The sequence below is a fragment of the Caballeronia sp. LjRoot34 genome (genome assembly GCF_964253815.1).
In the GTDB taxonomy this organism is placed as follows: Bacteria; Pseudomonadota; Gammaproteobacteria; order Burkholderiales; family Burkholderiaceae; genus Caballeronia.
Genome location: NZ_CAXUSB020000002.1, coordinates 2,353,788 through 2,371,476, shown reverse-complemented (window position 1 = coordinate 2,371,476; position 17,689 = coordinate 2,353,788). Strand labels below are relative to the sequence as shown.

Sequence of the window (17,689 nt, the reverse complement as noted above, 5' to 3'; positions counted from 1 at the left end):
CGCCCGGCGCAATCCTAAGCGCGGTCTGGATCGTTGATTACCTTTCCGTAGTGCGCCGACTCGATGCGGTACTGCTCCTTGCCGGCATACATGCGTTCGTCCGCGACAGCATGTAACTGAATCTGGGTCAATCCGTCGCCGGGATAGACGGCGGCGCCGACGCTGGCGCTCGCATGGTACGGTCCCTCCGCGAGAAGGATCGGAGCATCGAGCGCTTTCCGCAGCGCATCGCCGACAGCCTCGGCATCAGGCAGGTTGCTGATACCGTCCAGGATCACGGTGAACTCGTCCCCGCCGGTTCGTGCAAGCGTGTCAACGCCGCGCAGGACTTTACGGAACCGATCGCTGACCCCTTTCAGCACATCGTCCCCGGCCTGATGGCCCAGCGTGTCGTTCACCAGCTTGAAGCGGTTCAGATCGATGACCAGAAAGCCGAATCCAGAACCGTCACGGGCGGCTCGTGCCACGGCCTGGTCGAAGCGGTCAGCATACAGGCGACGGTTCGGCAAACCGGTAAGCTCGTCATGGGCGGCAAGATGGGTAGCCAGGTCCACGCGCTCTTCCAGCAGCACGAGAATCATGCTGGCGGCAGCGAGAAATTTCGGCAGGTTCCAGACTTCCGCTTCGATGTGACTCGAAATCGTTGGGGCATGCAAGTTGAGCAGTGAGTAGACAGGGAAAACCAGGCCCCAAAGGACGAAGCTTAGTGCGATGAACACGACGCCCATGGTCAGCTTTGGCGTCTGGCGCAGGAAGAAATACGCCACCGCGAGATAGGTCCAGCACATCAACCACTGACTGGCCATGGCGATACCATACGCATGCAGCGCCCAGGCTTGGAGCGCGTACGCCAGTAGTACCAGCGCGACCGAGACGCGAGGATGCCAGCTGGTTTCCGCGTTGTCGGCAGCGGCGAGCCAGACGGTGCTGGCTGCTCCCAGCGCCGTCAGCAGATAGAACGGCCCCACTTGTTGGCCAGCCGGCTGCAATTCGGCATAGGCCGCGCACGCCACCGCAAAGGTCAGGTTCAATGCTCCCGAAAGGCCCACCCTCGGAATGAGCCGGGAGGAGTCGATCGTCGGCCCTTGATAATAGGCGGCGAGAACGAATACCTGCCCGGCTAAAGCGAGGGTCCCTCGGGCAAGCACGTCGAACGGAAAACTTTGCGGCAAAAGCATGAAAATGCCGGCGTGCAAAAGGACGAGAAGCCAACCGGCCAGCCAATATCGCAGCCGGACCTCCCGCTTTTGCCTGATCAGGACAAGAGAGATCCCCAGCAAGATGCTGTAAGAGACAAATTCCGGGAGCCCATAGAAATTGAAATTCACGCGATCCGTCTCCTGACAAGGGCGTTCCGTCGGGCTTGATGCTCCGTGCGAAGGTCGCGTCGAATGCATGGCGGCACCAGCAGTTAATCCAATTTATACGACAAATGAAATGAAATGTTGGAATTGACTTGGTCTTGAAAGTAAATCGCCTGCAGGTGGCAGGAAGATCTGGTAGGCAGTTTTGCGGGATGTCGCGCGCTCTCGGGGGCGATACCGGTTCTGCAATTGGACCGCCTTCGGATCGCGGCGAAATACAGATTTTAAACGGGCCGCTACCTCGGTCGAGGCCCATCCTTCAACTGTTAAACGGTAGCGGCGCGCGGCATATAGGCCAATGATCAGGAGGACCAAGGACAGCGTAACGCGAAGACTCTAATGAGCGTCCTCGGGGCGAACGCGATCCCTCCGTGATCCATTTCGACGATAGCTGGCAAAGGCGCCAACAGGCCACGACAAGAGCCGCTGACGAACTGGCGTCGAGCGTCGCAAATCAGTTTGATACCGGCCGCACGACAAACAGCGAGAACGCGTAATAGATCGAACCCCACGACACGAGTTGCGCGTGCCGACGTGTGGTGTGCTGACGTTGGGACGATCCTGTGTCATTCGTGGACCCTGCGTCCTTCGCTATTGATGACAGCTTCGCCGTCCTCCTTGGTGAAAGCACCTTTTTGCGCTGCGGGCAGGATGTCGAGAACGACTTCGGAGGGCCGGCACAGGCGTACGCCAAGCAGTGTGACGACCAGCGGCCGATTGATGAGGATCGGGTGTTCCAGCATCGCGTCGAGTAATTGCTCATCGCCTACTGACGGATCGCCCAGGCCAAGATCGGCATAAGGCGTGCCCTTTTCACGCAGCGCAGCGCGTACCGTGAGACCGGCGCGGGAGATCAGATCCTTCAGCGTGCTCTTGTTCGGCGGGGTTTTCAGGTACTCGATGATCTCCGGTTCGATGCCCGCGTTGCGGATCATCGCCAGCGTGTTGCGCGACGTGCCGCAATCCGGATTGTGATAGATCGTGACGCTCATACACGTTGTCCTTTGATGCTGTGTTTTGCTTCATACCAATGCTGCGATCGATTGACGACCCCGACGACGAGCAGCATCACCGGGACCTCGATCAGCACGCCGACCACGGTGGCCAGCGCCGCGCCGGAGTGAAAGCCGAATAAGCTGATTGCCGTCGCCACGGCCAGCTCGAAGAAATTGCTCGCACCGATCAGACTGGACGGTCCCGCAACGCAATGTGCGACACCGAGCCGGCGATTCAACAGGTAGGCGAGGCCGGAGTTGAAAAACACCTGAATGAGGATCGGCACTGCGAGCATCGCAATCACGAACGGTTCCTCGATGATCGCCTGCCCCTGGAAGGCGAAGAGCAGCACCAATGTCGCGAGCAGCGCGCAGATCGAATAAGGGCCGAGATGTGCGACGGTCTTCCGAAAATGCGCCTCGCCCTTCGCCATCAGCATTCGGCGCAGCAGTTGAGCGAGGATGACCGGGATGATGATGTAGAGGCCGACCGAAATAATCAGCGTATCCCACGGCACCGTAATGGCCGACAAACCAAGCAACAACGCGACGAGCGGCGCGAAGGCCACGATCATGATGGAGTCGTTCAGCGCCACTTGCGATAACGTGAAATACGGATCGCCCTTGCAGAGCTGCGACCAGACGAACACCATTGCCGTGCAAGGGGCCGCGGCCAGCAGGATCAAGCCGGCGATATAGCTGTCGAGCTGATCAGTGGGAAGCCACGGCGCGAACACATGGCGGATGAAGATCCAGCCGAGCAACGCCATCGAGAACGGTTTGACGAACCAGTTCACAAATAGCGTGACGCCAATGCCACGCCACTGACTTTTGACCTGAGTCATCGCGGCAAAATCAATCTTGACCAGCATCGGAATGATCATCACCCAGATGAGCACGCCGACCGGAAGATTGACCTGTGCCACTTCCATGCGGCCGATCGCCTGAAAGAACTGGGGAAGCACCTGCCCGAGAAGAATACGAGGTGGAACGACAGGCTTGAAGGGGAAAGCCCGAGCTGCTGTGCGATTTCACCGGCAGCCATGCCGTCCGGCCCCGCTACGACCAGCATGCGGAAGATAGCGAGACGCGATTCATGGGCGAGCGCGCTCAGGGCGCGTACAACGAGATTGGAGTCCACGCGTTGAACCTTAAAGCACTGGTTTCGATATTTCAAGTATCATCGAAATGACGTGACAAAAGCAGTTTGAAAAAAGTGTTGACCTTCCCACCGAGGGAAGGTTGAGTATCCAGAAAGACCTGACGCAGTGGGCGAAGATGCGGTGCCTTGACTGAGACCATGAAATTCCTGATCAAACTGATGGCCTGCTTTCTGATTGCCTGGTTGCCGCTCGTCGGCTACTCGGCGCAGGCACCGGTTTGTTCCGGGAATTCGATAGCGGCTTCCTCCAGCCACGAGCACCTGTCTGCAACGGCCGATTCGGACCGGCACACAGATGGCATCAAAGCACCATGTGTCCAGATGCAGACAGCGTGTCAAACCGGCACATATAGTCCCTGCTGCGGCCCGTTGGGCATGCTTGCCTCACCACCCTATCAATTCATTGCAGCGATGGCTTTGGTGCCCTCCTACCGGCCTATGAGCCGCGTCCTCAATGCGCAGTTCGTCCCCGAACCGCCCCAACGCCCCCCACAAACCGCTTAACCCCGCCCCCTGTAAAACAGAGCCGTAACGACGCTGTCGTGCGTCAGGCTGACTGTCGATCGGAGCGCGTGTAACGCTCGCCGGGCGTGCAGCATAGTCGCGATCCCCGCCTGGTCCCGCGCGCTCCTGTCTCGAACACGCACCCCGAATTACCTCTCATTTCCGGAGTTCAAAATGAATATCAAACGACTGACAATGTCCCTTCTGCTCATGTTTATCACTGGTTTCGCCGGTCTGGCCATGGCCAACGGCGGCGGACCTCGTGGTGGAGCGTATCCGACCGATTCTCTTGCCGTCGACAACGCGGGCCCAATGATGCGATCCGGGGCCAGCGGCGGGATGAACATGGACGGTTGTCCAATGATGAGCAACGGTGACTGTCCGATGATGGGCAAGCAGCGCGCGAACGGCAAAAACTGAGCCGCGAGACCCGTCCAATGAGGCGGTATCGATCCGCAGCGGTTCGCTTTGGATGAGGTCGACTCATCACTTTATTAACTGAGCTTTGCTGACGCCTCGGGGCCGATCGGCCCCGAGGCTGGAGTCTTCCATGAAATGCAATATGAAATACCTGTTTAGAGTCGCCGGTGCGCTGGCAGCGGTTCTCGCGATCGCATACTGGGCACTGCCTCAGTATCGCGCCGGGATCCTGGCTTTGGCGCCTTTCGCCGCAGTGATGCTGTGTCCGTTGTCGATGCTGCTGATGATGTGGTTCATGCAGCGCCCCGTTGAGTCGGACAGCACTGCCGCGCCACAAGCGAGCAAGTTGCTGTCCTCAAGCGAAAGCAGGTCGAGCCGGCTATAAGCAACCAACGACGTAGAGACGCAGACGAAAACGGAGTCCGCTGAATCTTCGTCTGCGTCGTCATTGCAACGCCTGCGCGGAACACTGACTCGTCGAGTTAAACGGCCGCCAATCAGATCGAAATTGCTGAGCTATACTTGCTGCGATGAAAATTCTCCGGACACTTCTCGTCTTGCTGCTGTGTGCAATGCTGCCCCTGAGCGGGCTGGCAGCGAGCGGCACGACCGGACAGTGCCCGATGCAAGCCGACATGACCGGCGACACCGCTGCCATGTCGGCCGATATGCCGAATTGCGATTCGATGACACCAGCGTCCAGCGAGCACGATAAGTCGAAAGCGTCTTTATGCAAGGTGACTGCCCAGTGTCAGATGGGCAGCCTCTATCACCCGGTCTCTTCTCCCACCGTTGTCCGGCCCGTCGGGTCGTTTGTCCCCGTCAGTTTCCACTACGCAGAGTCGCTCTCCGTCCGCGAGCCGGATGGCCCCTGGCGTCCTCCGCGGTCTCTCTAACTCCATCATTCTGGTTCGCCGCTTTGACGCGGTGATGTCGTCCTTTCTCAGGACGTGAGTCCGTATGTCCGCTCGTGCGGTCATGCGTGGCTCGACCATTCGGGGTTAGACCATGCTTTCAATTATCGGCACGCCGGGATCCTGGCGCGCCTCGGCACACTCGCGTGCCGTTTTCTTCACGCTCAGTATCTTTGCAGGCAGCGCCGCGCACGCTCAGGACGCGGGCATGACGCTCAACGAGGCGCTCCAAATAGCGACCAGCAACTCTTCGTCGATCCAGGCTTCGCAAGCCTCGGTTCGGGGCACATCCGATGTGGTCGTCAAAGCCGGACAACTGCCTAATCCGACCTTGAACCTGAGTGTTCAGGACCTGCCGATCAATGGACGTAATGCCTTCACCATCGGACAAGATAATTTCACGATGCGTGGCGTCGGCATTCAACAGGAATGGGTGTCCGCGGACAAGCGCCGGCTACAAACGGCGATGGCGAATCGGGCTGTGGACCGCGATAAATCGACTTACCTCGAGACCGTGGCCAATGTCCGTCAACAAACGGCGATGGCATGGCTCAACGCCATCTATGCGAAAAAGGCTGTCGCCTTGAACCAGGCCCTGGTGGACCATCTGGGCCAGGAACTTGCCGCAAAAAAAGCGTCGTATCGTGGCGCAAAAGGGAGTGCGGTCGATGTCGCCCAGGCGAACCTGACCCTCGGCAATGCGCGTAACGAACTGATCAATGCGCAGCAAGACGAGAAGATCGCGTTGATCGTCTTGTCGCGCTGGACCGCCAGAGGCAACGTGCTGGAGGTCGCGGGAGATCCGCCCGAGCTTGAATCGCAAGTGTCCGGTTTAAGCGCTGAGCAACTCGATCAGGTTCAGCCTGCATTGATCGCAGCCCGCTCGGCCATCTCGCTGGCCGATGCCGACACAGACGTGACCCGAAGCAATAGAAGCCCGAACTGGACCTGGGGGTTGACCTACTTCAAGAGCGGCGGGAATTTTCCGGACTACGTGTCGGTAGGGGTTTCTATCCCTTTGCCGATCAACCGCAGGAATGTCGAGGATCGCGACGTCCAGCAGAAGTCCGAGATGGGTACGCAAGCGCGGCTCACTTATGAAGATACCGAGCGACAGGTCCTGGCCGATATCCAGAGTTTGACGGCGAAGCTCGCCAGCGGCCGGGAGCGCCTGGCCAATCTGAAGCAAACCGTTCTCCCCGCCGCTGGACAGAAAGTGGAACTCGCCAATGCCGCCTATCGGTCTGGTTCCGGCACGCTCTCCGATGCATTGGACGCGAGGCACATGCAGCTCGAAACGGACCTTCAGGTGTTGAACGTCGAACGGGACGTTTCGTTGATCTGGGCGCAGCTCGAATATCAGATTCTGCCGGCTGACGTGACCGCCAGCCAATGAAGAGAAAAAACATGAATCAGAAACTACTCGTACGTGCCGTTGCAGCGGTGTTCGTTGCCGCCGCGCTGCTCGGTGCCGGCTATGTGGCCGGCACCCACCGTCCCGGAACAGAAGCCCCCATGGCCGCCGCCACGCCGGCGCCAGGAAATGACATCGATCCAAAGACGGGTCGCAAAGTGCTGTATTGGCACGATCCGATGGTACCGGCCCAGCACTTCGATAAGCCCGGAAAATCTCCCTTCATGAACATGGAGCTTCAGCCCGTCTTTGCGGACGAAGGCGGTTCAAGCGGCGTCAAGGTCGACTCCGGGCTTCAACAGAATCTCGGCATCCGATACGCAACGGTGCGCCGGCAGGACACGGCCGAAGGTTTCGACGCGGTCGGCACCACCCAGTTCGACGAGTCGATGGCGGACGTCGTCCAGTCGCGCGTGACCGGTTATATCGATCACCTGTATGCCAGCGCTCCGATGCAGCGGGTGGCCAAGGGCGCGCCGATCGCTTCGTTGTTCGTCCCGGACTGGCTGGCGCCGCAGGAAGAATATCTGGCGCTCAAGCGCGGTGGCATGGATGACGGCCTGCTTGCCGCGGCACGCGCACGCATGCAGGCGCTATCGATTCCGGAAGGGCTCATCTCAAGCCTGGACCGGACCGGCAAAGCGCAGACGCACGTGACGCTGTTCGCCCAGGACGCGGGTGTGCTGACCGAGCTCAATGTCCGCGACGGCGCGATGGTCTCGCCGGGGCAAACGCTCGCCAAGATCGCGGGTCTGTCGAAGCTATGGCTGATCGTGGAAATACCCGAGTCGCTCGCGTTGCAGGTACAGCCCGGCATGACGGTAGACGCGACTTTCGCCGGCGACCCGTCACAGCATTTCAGCGGCCACATCCGCGAAATCCTGCCGGGCATCAGTGCCGACAGCCGCACGTTGCAAGCGCGCCTCGAAATCGATAACGCCGGGTTGAAACTGACCCCGGGCATGTTGATGCGTGCGCGCGTCAGTGGAGCGAAACCGGTATCGCGCCTGCTCGTGCCGTCCGAAGCGGTCATCACGACCGGCAAGCGGTCGATTGTTATCGTCAGGAATGGCGACGGTCGGCTGCAGCCTGTGGAGATCACCGTGGGCAACGACAGCGGCAACAGCACTGAAGTCGCGAGCGGGCTCACTGAAGGTCAGCAGGTTGTCGCCTCCGGCCAGTTCCTGATCGACTCGGAAGCGAGTCTGACCTCCGTGCTGCCGAAGCTCGAAGGAAGCGCGGCTCTCAGTGCGTCGGCGTCGGCCGTGGCTCCTGCCTCCGCTTCCACGCCTGCTGTCGCGCAAACCTACGAAACGACTGGGAAGGTCGAGAAAGTCACTTCCAGTGACATTACGTTCTCGCATCAACCCGTGCCGGCGTTGGGATGGGGTGCGATGACCATGACCTTCGACAAGCCATCTCCAACGGCCTTCCCGGACGTCTCGGTAGGCGAAGCCGTGCATTTCGTCTTCAAGCAGTCTGATGACGGATATCAATTGACGAAGGTCGAGCCGGTCGGGGGGGTGAAATGATTGCACGCATCATTCGCTGGTCGATTTACAACCGTTTCCTCGTGTTGCTCGCAACCGTGCTCGTCACCGCATGGGGCTTTTATTCGCTGACCCAGACGCCACTCGATGCCCTCCCGGATCTGTCGGACACGCAGGTCATCATCAAGGCCTCGTATCCCGGCAAGGCGCCGCAAGTGATCGAGGATCAGGTGACGTATCCGCTTACGACGACGCTGCTGGGTGTGCCGGGGGCTACTACCATTCGCGCGTATTCCTCGTTCGGGGACGCGTTCGTCTATGTGCTTTTTGATGACAAGACGGACCAGTATTGGGCACGATCGCGCGTGCTCGAATATCTGAATCAGGTGCAGAGCCGTTTGCCACCGGGCGCGACCGTGTCGCTCGGACCGGATGCGACTGGTGTCGGCTGGGTCTACGAATATGCGCTCGTCGATCGAACCGGCCAGCATGACCTGGGGCAGCTTCGCGCGCTCAATGACTGGTTCCTCAAATTCGAGTTGAAATCGGTGCCGGACGTTTCGGAGGTTGCCAGCATCGGCGGCATGGTGCAGCAATACCAGGTCGTCCTGGACCCGGACAAGCTGCGCGCCTACGGCATCACGCAGGCAACCGTTGGGGATGCGATTGGCAAGGCGAATCAGGAGTCGGGCGGGTCGGTCGTCGAACTGGGCGAGTCCGAGTACATGATCAGGACATCCGGGTATCTGCATTCGCTCGACGATTTCCGCAAAATCGTGCTGCGCACGAATGACGCAGGGACGCCCGTGTTGCTTGGCGACGTCGCCCGCATCCAGATTGGGCCTGAAATGCGCCGCGGTATTGCCGAGTTGAACGGCGAAGGCGAAGTGGCGGGCGGCGTGATCGTGATGCGTTCGGGCAAAAACGCGTTGACGACCATCGACGCAGTCAAGGCGAAGTTCGCAGACCTGAAGAAATCGCTGCCCCCGGGCGTCGAGGTCGTGACGACGTATGACCGCTCGCAGTTGATCAACAGTGCGGTCGACAACCTCAAGGACAAGCTTCTTGAGGAGTTCATCATCGTCGGGTTGGTCTGCGCGGTGTTCCTGTTCCATCTGCGCAGTGCGTTCGTCGCGATCCTGTCGTTGCCGCTGGGCGTGCTGGCCGCATTCATCGTGATGCGCTATCAGGGTGTCAACGCGAACCTGATGTCGTTGGGCGGTATTGCGATTGCGATTGGTGCGATGATCGATGCGGCTATCGTGATGATCGAGAACGCTCACAAGCATCTGGAAGCGTACGATCATAAGCACCCCGATGTACCGATCACCAACGCCCAGCGATGGGAATTGATTGCAGAGTCCGCAGCCGAAGTCGGGCCAGCCCTGTTCTTCTCGCTGCTCATCATCACGCTGTCGTTCATCCCGGTGTTCTCGCTGGAAGGTCAGGAAGGGAAACTTTTCGCGCCGCTGGCGTTCACCAAGACCTACACGATCGCCGCAGCGGCCGGGTTATCCGTGACGCTCGTGCCGGTGCTGATGGGCTTTCTGATCCGCGGCCGGATTCCGCATGAGAACGCCAATCCGATCAACCGCGTGCTGATCCGGCTGTACCGCCCATTGCTCGAAGCGACGCTACGGCGGCCATGGGTTGCGATTGCGCTGGCGGTCGTCGCGCTCGGTGTCACGATGATTCCCGTGTCGCGGCTCGGTGGCGAATTCATGCCGCCGCTCGACGAAGGCGACCTGCTCTACATGCCGACCGCGCTACCCGGCATCTCGGCCGACAAGGCGGCCGAGTTGCTGCAGCAGACGGATCGGCTCATCAAGACGGTGCCCGAAGTGAAGACCGTGTTCGGCAAATCGGGCCGCGCCGACACCGCGACCGACCCCGCGCCGTTCGAGATGTTCGAGACCACCATCCAGTTCAAGCCGCGCAGCGAATGGCGCCCCGGCATGACGCCCCAGAAGCTCATCGATGAACTCGACGCGCGCGTCAAGATTCCCGGTTTGTCGAACGTCTGGGTGCCGCCGATCCGCAACCGCCTGGACATGCTATCGACTGGCATCAAGACACCAGTGGGGGTGAAGATCTCCGGTCCCGACCTCGGGCAGATCGACAAGATCGCGACGCAGGTCGAGTCCACCGTCAAGAATGTCCCGGGCGTGACGTCGGCACTGGCGGAACGCCTGAACGGCGGGCATTACATCGACGTCGATATCGACCGGCTGGCGGCCGCCCGTTATGGCATGTCGATTACTGACGTTCAATCCATCGTGTCGTCCGCTGTCGGCGGGGATAACGTCGGTGAAGTCATCGATGGGCGCGAGCGCTTTCCGATCAATATCCGCTATCCACGGGAGATCCGGAACTCCGTTGACAATCTGCGGCAGTTACCGATCGTCACGGACCGGGGCGCGCAGATCACATTGGGCGACGTGTCCACCCTCAAGATTTCCGATGGCCCGCCGATGATCCGGAGCGAAAATGCGCGGTTGACGGGTTACGTCTACGTCGACATTCGCGACACGGACCTGCAATCGGCCGTGAAGGCGATGCAGGTCGCGGTTGCGCAGAATGTCGTGCTGCCGCCCGGCTATTCGATCGCGTGGTCGGGGCAGTTCGAGTATCTGGAGCGAGCGGCGGCCAAGTTGCGGACGGTAATTCCGGTGACGCTCGTCGTTATTTTCGTGCTGCTCTTCCTGACGTTCAACTCGGCGGCCGATGCGTTGTTGCTGATGTCGACGGTGCCTTTTGCACTGGTCGGCGGCTTCTGGCTGATCTGGATACTGGGACATGCGGTGTCCGTTGCCACGGCGGTAGGTTTCATCGCGTTGTCGGGCGTGGCGGCGGAATTCGGTGTCGTGATGCTGCTCTATCTGAAGGGCGCGCTTAACCGTCGGCTAGAAGAAGGCGAGCCCTTTACCGAAGCAACGCTCATCGATGCCATCCGTGAAGGCGCCGTCCTGCGCGTGAGACCCAAGGCGATGACGGTCGCCGTCGTACTGGCGGGCCTTATCCCCATCATGCTGGGCCATGGTTCCGGCTCCGAAGTCATGCAGCGCATCGCGGCGCCCATGGTTGGCGGCATGGTGACCGCACCGCTTTTGTCCATGCTCATCATTCCGGCGGCCTGGCTCCTGCTGCAACGCCGACGCGTCGCACGCGCGAATCGAAACACCAAAGAAACGCTTCAACCTCACGCAGTACCCACTGGCACGCTCGTGCCGCAAACTCACTCTGGAGAAAGCCAATGAAGAAGTTGATAACCCTGACCGCCGCCTTTTGTGCCCCCTTCACGCTGGCCACCGCAGCGCTGGCGGCCGACAACATGGCGGGCATGAAGATGGACAATGGCGCAATGAGTGCCATGGCGCCGGACAACTCTGCGCTCACCGATGCGGTCATCAAGAAGGTTGATCCATCCACCGGCATGGTGACGCTTCAGCATGGAGCCTTGAAGAACATCAACATGTCCGCAATGACGATGGCTTACAAGGCGAAGGACGCGTCAATGATCAAACAGGCGAAGGAGGGTGAGAAGGTCAAAGTTCGCGTGGAGAATGTCGACGGGACGCTGACCATCGTGAAGCTGATGAAACAGTAACGCCCGTTACGCCGGTTGCACGGCAATGTGGCGGCGTCTTGCCTTGGCGCCCCTCATTGCCTTGCTGGCGCTGGACCGCGTTCAAACGTGCCCGGCCGCATGGGCATTAGCCGCACGCGCTCGTAATAACGGATGGTTTCGATATTGACGCCGCAGAGCGTGCTCGACGCACCAATAGAATAAGTCGCGCTCATACACGAATGATCGTAGTCGATTGGCAAATGACACGTCTTGCGGCCGTCAGTTTCAGGCCACGTCTGCATATAGAAGCTGCCTGCTGTGTTTTCAATCGATGCAACGCGTTCAAAGTCACTGGGACCATGATAAGACCGGCTCTGCCGAACGATAGTTGGCTCACGTTAAAGCAATAGTCACCCCCGCACGCAGCGAAACCCTGCATACACGTACTGATAATGCGCTTGAAACCAGTTACGAAAACTGGGTCTCAGCATGCAAGCCGCGGTGCGTGGCGAGCCGCCTTTGAGCACGAAATGCTGGTCGTCATAGAAGTTCGCGGAGTAACCCAGGTAGAACGGAAACGGCTCGAACCCGGGTAACGGCCCGAAGGTCGTCGACGTCCACTCCCAGCCGTTGCCGAACTGTCCCACCACGCCCGCCGCGCTGTGATTCTCCGGGTGAGCCTGGACCGGTGACGGTTCCCATCGGCGGAAATCGAAATTGCCCTGCCGGGCATGCGGGGCCGCCTCGGCTGCGCGTTGCCATTGCGCTTCAGTCGGCAGCGACTTGCCCGCCCACTTCGCATAGGCGCTGGCTTCAGCGTGGCTCACATACACCGGCCAGTCCGCCGGCAGCGGGATCTCGGCGAACATGGTCCGCAGCTTCCAGCGTGAGCGCTTTGCGGAGTTTTCCGATTCCGCCGACGATTCATCACGCACCCAGAACGCCGGCTTTTCGATGCCTTCACGTTCCTTCCATGCCCAGTCGCTGTCGCGCCAGTAATCGCGATGCGCGTAACCGCCGGCATCGATAAAATCCAGCCAGTCCGAATTCGTCACCATGTAGCGGTCCATCTCGAATGCCGGCACCTCCACGCTATGTTCGCCGAACTCGTTGTCCCAGCCGAACGTGCCGCTATCACGCTTAAGCCCCAGCGTAGCCACGCCTGCAGGCACATGGACCATTTCCCTTGGCAGGGTCTCGTCGAGCGGGTGTTTCGCTGTGTCTTCGGTGACCGCGGGTCCGGTTTTCTGATGCAGCGGCAACTGATGCAACATGTACGCGAGCGTTTCCGCGTGCATCAGCCTGTGCTCGATCGCGACCTCCAGCAGCGTTTCGGGCGCAGCTTCCGGAGCGCCGGAATTGTCACGGTTATCTTCGCGGTTTGTAATTTCGACGGAATCGAAACGCGCATCGATGTCATCGCGAATCCGCTGCACATAGGCACGAATCGTGTCGAGCGTCGGCCAGTCTTGAGGCTGGTCGCTTGGCAGACCCCCATCGACGGGATCAATGCCGAATGCAAACAACTGGTCGAACTCGGGATTCCGGCTGGGCAGGTCGAAGAGCCGCTGATCGAACAGATTGCGGTCGAACGCCTCCAGATGCCCGATGTAGAACACGATCCGATGGCGCTCGGAAATCGGGCGTTCATACAGGAATTCGGATTTGACGATGCCGAACAACGTGTCAGTGGTCTGGCGCGCTTCGCGCAGGCGGGCGAGCAGCGGATGCAGCGGGGTAGGTTCGCGATTCATTTCGCTCTTGTCTCCGGGCATGGGCCGATGCAGAACGATAAATCGTAGCAGAGGACATGCCAAGCCTGCTTGGATCGTCAGGCGGGCCGGAGAAGCGGCCGGAAATCAGATCGCGCGCAGGCCGTCGAAGTCGAGGATCTGGATGAGCTTGCCGTTTGCATCGATCAGGCCCTTTGCCTGAAAACGCGACAACGTCCGGCTGACCGTTTCCAGCGTGATGCCGAGAAAACTGCCCATGTCGTCGCGCGTGAGGCGCAGGTTGAACTCGTTGCCCGCATAACCGCGGCGGGCCAGCCGGGCGGAGAGATCAAGCAGCAGGGCGGCTACCCGCTCGTCGGCGCGCAATGTGCCGAGGATCAGGGTTTGCGTCGCCTTCCGGACAACTTCGCGGCTCAGCAACTGCAGCAGCCGGCGCTGGAGGGAACTGGTCTCGCGGCAGGCGCGCTCAAAGTGCACATAGGGGATCAGGCAGACCGAACTGTCTTCGAGGGCGATGGCGTGGCATGCGTGCCGGCCATTATCGAATCCTTCGAGGCCGAGCGCATCGCCGCCGAGATGGAGACCCATGACCTGTTCGCGGCCGTTGCCGTTCGGTGTTGATACAACCGTTTTGATCGAGCCGGAGCGGATGGCGTAGAGGGTGTCGAAGGTGTCTCCGACGCGAAACAGGGTTTCGCCCCGCTTGATCGTGCGAGCGTTGACGATGACCGTCTGGAGCCTGTTGACGTCGTCGGAAGAGAGGCCTTGTGGCAGGCAGTAGTGCTTCAAGGCGCAGGTCGAGCAATGCGCGGCGTGCCGCGAGGAGGCGCTGGGCAGAGGAACTGAGGTCTCGTGGACGGTTTGCATGGCTCGCTCGCTTTTGGTTCGTTTTGATCTGGAACAAGGAAATTGTCCCATCGATGCGATCCGCCCCCGGGTGGCAAAACGTCGCGTGAGAACGCGGTTGCTCGCTTGCGCGCTTGCTCGCTCTCCCCGCCGCGTTTATTCCTTTGACTCAGGTGCTTCGGCCCCGGCGGCGGCTGGAATCAGCAGCACCGGCAATGTTGCCTGGCGCAGGCACCTTTCCGCGACACTGCCGAGTAGCAGCCGCTGGAAGCCCTTGCGGCCGTGTGTGCCCATCACGAGCAGTTCCGCGTTGAACGCGACTGCGGCGGCAAGCACCATCTCCGCGACATCATCCACCGACGAACCTTCTGCAATGACCACTGCGCCTTGCACGCCGCGCTGTTTCATCTCGGCGTTGGCTTCGCTGGCGAGTTTGGCGCCCTCGTCGACGAGCTCGTCGCGCAGGCTGGATGGGTCGTAGCCTGGCACGTCGTAATAGACCGATGCGTTCGCGACGACGTAATAGGGCTGCAGCACCGCGCCGTGCGTGGCGGCGAGTTCGAGCGCGGATTCGAATGCGCGGCGCGAGGTATGGCTGCCGTCAATAGCCACGACGATTCGTTTGAACATACGGTTCTCCTTCAGCGGTTGAAATGCAAGCGACGGTTTTTTAATCGATGAAAACGGTCGCGTCTGATTGTTCGGCTTACAAATGTACGACAGTAATAATCCGATTAATGTTCTTCTTTGTCGACAACCCTTCAATCCTGACCAACCGGACGAAATAATGTCGTCATACAATCCGGGACGTGGTCTTTGTATCGATTCCTTCTATTTTTACTCTCCTAGTCCCAGCCCGTGTCCCAGCCCGTGTCCCAATCTGCTCCTCAGTCCGCTTCCCCGTCCGATCCCGAATCCCCCGCTCCACTGCCTTTCCGCAACGCTCTTCTCGCCATGCTCGGCATCGGTCTCGTCAACATGCTGGTTGCGCTTGACCAGACCGTGGTCAGTACCGCGCTGCCGTCGATTGTCGCGGAATTGCATGGTTTCGAGTATTACGCGTGGATTGCGAGCGCGTATTTGCTGGCGTCGGTGGTGACGGTGCCGGTATTCGGCAGGCTTGGCGATTATTTCGGGCGAAAGTGGTTCGTGATTGCCGCGGTGATCACGTTCACGGCGGCCTCGGTGCTGTGCGGCGTGGCCAACGACATGCTGTTCCTGGTCATCGCGCGCGGTTTGCAGGGCGTGGGTGGCGGGATGATGGTCGGCACGGCGTTCGCGTCCATTCCCGATCTCTTCCCCGATCCGCGTTTGCGGGTGCGCTGGCAGGTGGTAATGGCGGCGTCGTATGGAATCGGGACGGCGGCGGGGCCGTCGTTGGGCGGCTGGATGAGTGAGCATTGGGGATGGCGCTCGACTTTCCTGATCAACCTGCCGGTGGGGATTGCCGCGTTTTATTTCATATGGGCGCATTTGCCGAATTTCCATCGGCCGCGTGAGGGTGCGGTGAAGATCGACTGGCTCGGCGCGGTGCTGGTTGCCCTCGTGCTTGGCGGCTTGCAGGCATTCATTGAAGCCGTGCCGAAGAGCGGCCTGACCACGGGGAACGTGGTGTTGGCTGTGTGCGTGGCGGGCGCCGCCGTGGCGTTGCTGATCTGCGAGCGTCGCGCGACGCATCCGATCATTCCCCTCGACCTCTTCAAAGACCCGCAGCTTGTTACGTTATTCACGTTGTCGATGCTGTCAGGTTTCGTGATGTTTTCGCTGATCTTTTTTGCGCCGCTTTTGCTGCAGGGTGGTTTTGGTTTATCGCCGCAGGAGGCTGGATTACTGGCTACGCCAATTGCGATGTTTATTGCCATCGGCAGTTTTATCAACACGCGCATTGTGATTCATTTGCGCAAGCCTACGTTCATCTTGTCGATTGGATTCACGTTGCTGCTATTTGCGTGCATTGCGCTGGCGTTCGCCGATGCTTCCACGCAGCATATCTGGATCGAAATTCCGATGGCGGGTATTGGTATCGGCCTGGGTTTCGTGCTGAATAACCTGAACGTATTCGGGCAGGAGATTGCCGGGCGTGAGCGCTTTGGCATTACCACGGCGTTGCTGCAGTCCACTCGAATGGTCGGCGGGATGCTCGGAACGAGCGTGGTCGCGGTGATCGTGCAGCATCATTACCGGGACGTGATTACGCGCACGCTGCGAGTGCTCGGCGAACCGGCGAGTACCGCGTGGCTGCCAAGATTTGACGATCCGCGAATCCTGATTGATTCCGCGTTGCGGGGGAAGTTGCTGGCCGATCTGGCGCCGGCCGGGCTGGATGGGCCGGCGCTGATCGAGAGCGCCCGTGAGGTGCTTGTGCAGTCGATTCATATTGGCGTGGCGCTGACTGCGGTGGCGGCGTTATCGGCGGTGCTGATGGTGCGGAGGGTTTCGCACATTACCTTTCGGAAGGGGTAGGGGGTGGGTATTACTTGTCGAACATCATTGACAGGGCGTTTGCAACCAGCCTGAAAATCGACGGACAGCACACGGGCTTTTGCCCAGGCATATCACTGACCCCAAGCGCGTTTTGGCCGTTTAGACATGTTGAAACCTCGCTATGCAACGTATATACTTGTATCGACGTTAATGGGAGGTTGGCATCATGGCGAAAACAGCAACGCTCACGATCCAGCAGTGGGGAAACAGTCTGGCTGTCCGTATCCCCGCCGCTATTGCACGCTCCGCGCATTTCGAGGTCGGTCAGGAGGTTGAGGTGACGACTGACGAGATCGGCGTGACGGTGAAGCCGGTGGGTCCTCGCAAGCTCACGCTCGCGGAGAAACTGGCGAAGTTCGATCCTGCGACGCACGGTGGTGAAGCGATGGCCACGGGCCGCATCGGTGTGGAGGAGTTTTGATGGCAGTCGCTTTGTGGGCGCCGGATCGACGCGACATTATCTGGATTGATTGCAACCCTCAGGTCGGTCGCGAGATGAAGGATATGCACCCCATGCTGGTTTTGTCACCGAAGCCATTCAACGAGCGCACCGGGATCGTCATCGGGCTTCCAATGACGACAGCGGCATTCAACGACACGAATCCGTTTGCAATCAAATTCCAGGGGCCGAGAAACGTTACGAGCTACGTGCTTGGACACCAGCCCAAGTCTTTCGATTGGCGAGCGCGAGGAGCGAAGGCCCATCCGTGGAAGCGTGCATCCGATGAGGTGTTTGCCGCAGCGTGCGAGCAGTTGAACCAGATTATCGCGATTGGCGACTAGGAAAAGATAAAG

Annotated in this window: 15 protein-coding genes and 2 pseudogenes; 10 read left to right on the top strand and 7 right to left on the bottom strand. The window is 59.9% G+C overall.

Translation table 11 applies throughout. The features are described from left to right. Nucleotides 1-14: 14 nt before the first annotated feature. From ACSQ36_RS30125 to ACSQ36_RS30110, 4 genes and pseudogenes are all read right to left on the bottom strand, one after another. Nucleotides 15-1,328, bottom strand: a complete 1,314-nt coding sequence (locus tag ACSQ36_RS30125; RefSeq protein WP_213764171.1) for a diguanylate cyclase domain-containing protein — start codon at nucleotides 1,326-1,328, stop codon at nucleotides 15-17. 602 nt (nucleotides 1,329-1,930) lie between these two features. Beyond that, a complete protein-coding gene (gene arsC / locus ACSQ36_RS30120; RefSeq protein ID WP_213764170.1) occupies nucleotides 1,931-2,356 on the bottom strand; it encodes an arsenate reductase (glutaredoxin) in 426 nt (141 codons plus the stop codon). Beyond that, nucleotides 2,353-3,339, bottom strand: a pseudogene (gene arsB, locus ACSQ36_RS30115) (ACR3 family arsenite efflux transporter); the annotation flags it as partial. The gene arsC and the pseudogene arsB, both read right to left, overlap by 4 nt. 2 nt (nucleotides 3,340-3,341) lie before the next feature. Further along, nucleotides 3,342-3,500 (bottom strand): annotated as a pseudogene (locus tag ACSQ36_RS30110) (winged helix-turn-helix domain-containing protein); the annotation flags it as partial. 699 nt (nucleotides 3,501-4,199) lie between these two features. On the opposite strand from ACSQ36_RS30110, the gene ACSQ36_RS30105 reads away from it, so the two are divergent. The 7 genes from ACSQ36_RS30105 to ACSQ36_RS30075 all read left to right on the top strand — a co-directional run bounded on the left by ACSQ36_RS30105 (nucleotide 4,200) and on the right by ACSQ36_RS30075 (nucleotide 11,870). Beyond that, nucleotides 4,200-4,445, top strand: coding sequence for a hypothetical protein (locus ACSQ36_RS30105; protein WP_436184776.1), 246 nt, complete (start codon nucleotides 4,200-4,202; stop codon nucleotides 4,443-4,445). A gap of 130 nt (nucleotides 4,446-4,575) precedes the next feature. Further along, nucleotides 4,576-4,830, top strand: coding sequence for a DUF2933 domain-containing protein (locus tag ACSQ36_RS30100; RefSeq protein WP_436184775.1), 255 nt, complete (start codon nucleotides 4,576-4,578; stop codon nucleotides 4,828-4,830). Nucleotides 4,831-4,975: 145 nt separating this feature from the next. After that, a complete protein-coding gene (locus ACSQ36_RS30095; RefSeq protein WP_436184774.1) occupies nucleotides 4,976-5,341 on the top strand; it encodes a hypothetical protein in 366 nt (121 codons plus the stop codon). Nucleotides 5,342-5,453: 112 nt separating this feature from the next. Next, complete coding sequence (locus ACSQ36_RS30090) at nucleotides 5,454-6,755, top strand: TolC family protein (RefSeq protein WP_436184773.1); 1,302 nt, start codon at nucleotides 5,454-5,456, stop codon at nucleotides 6,753-6,755. A gap of 11 nt (nucleotides 6,756-6,766) precedes the next feature. Continuing rightward, complete coding sequence (locus tag ACSQ36_RS30085; protein WP_436184772.1) at nucleotides 6,767-8,305, top strand: efflux RND transporter periplasmic adaptor subunit; 1,539 nt, start codon at nucleotides 6,767-6,769, stop codon at nucleotides 8,303-8,305. Continuing rightward, a complete protein-coding gene (locus ACSQ36_RS30080; protein WP_436184771.1) occupies nucleotides 8,302-11,520 on the top strand; it encodes an efflux RND transporter permease subunit in 3,219 nt (1,072 codons plus the stop codon). The genes ACSQ36_RS30085 and ACSQ36_RS30080 overlap by 4 nt, the downstream gene beginning before the upstream one ends. Continuing rightward, nucleotides 11,517-11,870 (top strand): copper-binding protein, encoded by a 354-nt coding sequence (locus ACSQ36_RS30075; RefSeq protein ID WP_436184770.1) that lies wholly within the window; start codon nucleotides 11,517-11,519, stop codon nucleotides 11,868-11,870. Before ACSQ36_RS30080 ends, ACSQ36_RS30075 begins: the two co-directional genes overlap by 4 nt. A 371-nt stretch (nucleotides 11,871-12,241) precedes the next feature. Here the strand turns inward: ACSQ36_RS30075 and ACSQ36_RS30070 are convergent, their stop codons facing one another. The 3 genes from ACSQ36_RS30070 to ACSQ36_RS30060 all read right to left on the bottom strand — a co-directional run bounded on the left by ACSQ36_RS30070 (nucleotide 12,242) and on the right by ACSQ36_RS30060 (nucleotide 15,040). Continuing rightward, nucleotides 12,242-13,585, bottom strand: a complete 1,344-nt coding sequence (locus tag ACSQ36_RS30070; protein ID WP_436184769.1) for an SUMF1/EgtB/PvdO family nonheme iron enzyme — start codon at nucleotides 13,583-13,585, stop codon at nucleotides 12,242-12,244. 105 nt (nucleotides 13,586-13,690) lie between these two features. After that, the gene (locus ACSQ36_RS30065) at nucleotides 13,691-14,431 is read right to left on the bottom strand and encodes a helix-turn-helix domain-containing protein (RefSeq protein ID WP_436184768.1); all 741 of its coding nucleotides are present in this window, start codon (nucleotides 14,429-14,431) and stop codon (nucleotides 13,691-13,693) included. A 135-nt stretch (nucleotides 14,432-14,566) separates the two neighbouring features. Further along, nucleotides 14,567-15,040: a universal stress protein gene (locus ACSQ36_RS30060; RefSeq protein WP_436184767.1), complete on the bottom strand. Its 474-nt coding sequence runs from the start codon at nucleotides 15,038-15,040 to the stop codon at nucleotides 14,567-14,569. Nucleotides 15,041-15,364: 324 nt separating this feature from the next. On the opposite strand from ACSQ36_RS30060, the gene ACSQ36_RS30055 reads away from it, so the two are divergent. From ACSQ36_RS30055 to ACSQ36_RS30045, 3 genes are all read left to right on the top strand, one after another. Continuing rightward, nucleotides 15,365-16,873, top strand: coding sequence for an MFS transporter (locus tag ACSQ36_RS30055; protein WP_436184766.1), 1,509 nt, complete (start codon nucleotides 15,365-15,367; stop codon nucleotides 16,871-16,873). A gap of 187 nt (nucleotides 16,874-17,060) precedes the next feature. Next, nucleotides 17,061-17,315 carry an AbrB/MazE/SpoVT family DNA-binding domain-containing protein gene (locus ACSQ36_RS30050; RefSeq protein ID WP_089165892.1) on the top strand — a complete coding sequence of 85 codons (255 nt, stop codon included), beginning with the start codon at nucleotides 17,061-17,063 and terminating at the stop codon, nucleotides 17,313-17,315. Next, complete coding sequence (locus ACSQ36_RS30045; RefSeq protein WP_213764156.1) at nucleotides 17,315-17,677, top strand: type II toxin-antitoxin system PemK/MazF family toxin; 363 nt, start codon at nucleotides 17,315-17,317, stop codon at nucleotides 17,675-17,677. The genes ACSQ36_RS30050 and ACSQ36_RS30045 overlap by 1 nt, the downstream gene beginning before the upstream one ends. The last annotated feature ends 12 nt before the right edge of the window (nucleotides 17,678-17,689 follow it).